Raw genomic sequence first — 2,350 nt, 5'->3', positions numbered from 1 at the left:
GGTGGCTGGGCTTCTTTCAAAAGAACTCGTCTAATAATATATAAAACTCTATTTTATTTTTGTTTGGCTTATCAAGTCCATATACCTTGTAAAATATGTCAACCATTTCTGGTCTAAAATTATCTCGTATGTTTCTAACAGCAAGTGCAATATCTTGATATTTATCTGCTATACCTCCATTGCCAATGTCTATAAAACCACTTAAGTTATGATTGTCAAAAATTAAGTTGTCAAAACAGTAATCTCCGTGTGTAAACACTAATTCATAGTCTGATGGCTTTATGCTTAATAATTTCACAAATAGTTCTTCGGGGCTGTAAGTTTGATTTTCGGGTTGTAAGTCTGTAAAATCAATTAACCCACTATCTAAATTAAATCTTGCTTTTGAAATTTTCAAGTCAAGGTGTTGAACCAACGCAGTATTGTCGATTTTCAAAGAATGAAGTTTTTTCAATGATATTGCATATTGCTTAATAATTTCTTCAGTTTCTATTTTATCAAAATAATATTCAAGAGTTTTTCCTTGCAGTTCCGTCATACATAACAATTCAAAGTCGCTTAATTGTTCATAAAAAATAATCTTAGGAACTGGAATTTTTCCGTCAAGCCATAAATAATTTTGATAATCGTATTTGAGGCTTACATTATGGTTACTATAAATTTGTTTTTTGAGAATAAAACTCTTTGATTCATCTGTCGTAACCCTGAACAATTCAGCATTTGTTGAACCACCTGAAATTTGTGTGGTAGTATAATTTCCAAAATATTTGTCAAGTTGATTTTTTACGTCTTTACTGATGTCCATTTGCTGTGTCTTTTAGCCTTGCCACCAACGTTTTGGGTATTGCCGAAGGCGGGGAAATCGAAGTCGAAAGTTCCGATTTTGCACCGAGGCTAGCCAAAACGAATTTCTATGAGTTAAATTTACAAAACAAAAACGAATAAAATTCGTTTTTGGCGGATTAGAAGCACAAACTTTGAATTTAGCACTTTAGCTCCGCTTTTGGCAATACCTTGTTGAACTAAACCTTCGGTAGCTTTCTCAGCGCTATATTTAGTTACTTTGTAAAACTAATTAAAAATCAGCAAAATGGCAACAAAAAAAAGAGTGTAGAAGAGCTTAGAGAAAACAAAATCATCAATAAGGCAAAGCGCGAAGTTCCGGGATTTGCGGAGCTTTTGCAAAGGTTTGAACGTACGGTTTCGGTGTTGGGAAGAAGCCAAAGTACCTTTCAAAATTACTCCAGACACGTCGCTGCGGTGTCGCTACATTTCGGGAAAATTCCTACAGAATTGGATCCCGAGCAAATTCACGATTACCTTTTTTACCTTCAGAAAAAATCAAAATCTCCATCACAGTCGTACTTCAAACACACCGTTTACGGGCTTCGGTTTCTGCTAAAATCGGAAGGTTTAAGCTATGATTTTTTGAGTCTTCCGGAAATTAAAAAAGAGAAAAAACTGCCTGTAGTGCTTAGTAAACAGGAGGTTTGGCAGATGTTGTCCGGCTGTAAACTTTTAAAACATAAAATTTTGATCGGCATCCTTTACGGTTGCGGATTGCGCTGTATGGAGGTTAGAAATCTCCGTTTATGCGACTTAGATTTTGATAGAAAACAGTTGAAAGTGGTTCAGGGAAAAGGCAAAAAAGACCGTTATTTGCCACTTTCCGAACATCTGATTCGGGGGCTCAAAAAGTATATCGAAGCGGAAAAACCAGAAGATTATCTCTTCGGGATGCCTAGAGAAGGCAGAGCTGGTGCTTCGACTTCGCTCAGCACAGGCTTCGATTCCAGATATTCGCAACGGGGCGTTCAATGGGCGGTAAAGCAGGCATCAAAAACGGCAAAAATATTGAAAGAAGTGAGTGTTCATACGCTTCGGCACAGTTTTGCGACGCATCTTCTGGAAGATGGGATGGATATTTTGAGCATCAAAAATCTCTTGGGTCACGAAAGTATTGACACGACGTTGATTTATCTTCAAATTGCACAACTTTCCACACAAAAACTCTTTTCACCGCTCGATACCCTTTTTTCAGAATTTGGGAAGAAATGAGAGGTTTTAAAACCATAAAAAAACAGCCAACTCAACCTCAATCTCAACCTCAATACGAAGTCGCCGATGTTTTAAACAAATTAGGTTCAAAATTGGAAGATTTAGGATTAAATTCCTGGCAATTAAGAACTTTATTTGCATTAAAAAAGTGCAGAACATCGGCTTTGGGAGGACATATCGATGCTTGCGACGAATGCGGAAATATCAGCATCAGCTACAACTCCTGCCGAAACCGTCATTGCCCGAAATGCCAAGGACGGAACCGAGAAGATTGGATACAAACACGGGAAAC

General features: G+C 37.2%; 3 protein-coding genes. 2 read left to right on the top strand and 1 reads right to left on the bottom strand.

Annotated features, from left to right (window positions below; genetic code table 11):
• Window positions 1–16: 16 nt before the first annotated feature.
• A complete protein-coding gene (locus tag QWT87_RS20950; RefSeq protein WP_302718671.1) occupies window positions 17–805 on the bottom strand; it encodes an APH(3') family aminoglycoside O-phosphotransferase in 789 nt (262 codons plus the stop codon).
• A gap of 374 nt (window positions 806–1,179) precedes the next feature.
• Between QWT87_RS20950 and QWT87_RS20945 the strand changes: the two genes are divergently transcribed.
• Window positions 1,180–2,058, top strand: coding sequence for a tyrosine-type recombinase/integrase (locus tag QWT87_RS20945; RefSeq protein WP_302718669.1), 879 nt, complete (start codon window positions 1,180–1,182; stop codon window positions 2,056–2,058).
• Window positions 2,055–2,350, top strand: a 296-nt coding sequence (locus QWT87_RS20940) for a transposase zinc-binding domain-containing protein (RefSeq protein ID WP_302718667.1), incomplete at its 3' end; no start/stop codon positions are given. The genes QWT87_RS20945 and QWT87_RS20940, both read left to right, overlap by 4 nt.

Source organism: Chryseobacterium urinae, from assembly GCF_030518295.1.
Taxonomy (GTDB): domain Bacteria; phylum Bacteroidota; class Bacteroidia; order Flavobacteriales; family Weeksellaceae; genus Chryseobacterium; species Chryseobacterium mucoviscidosis.
The sequence above is the reverse complement of the archived record's forward strand: the minus strand, read 5'-3'. Positions and strand labels throughout refer to the sequence as shown.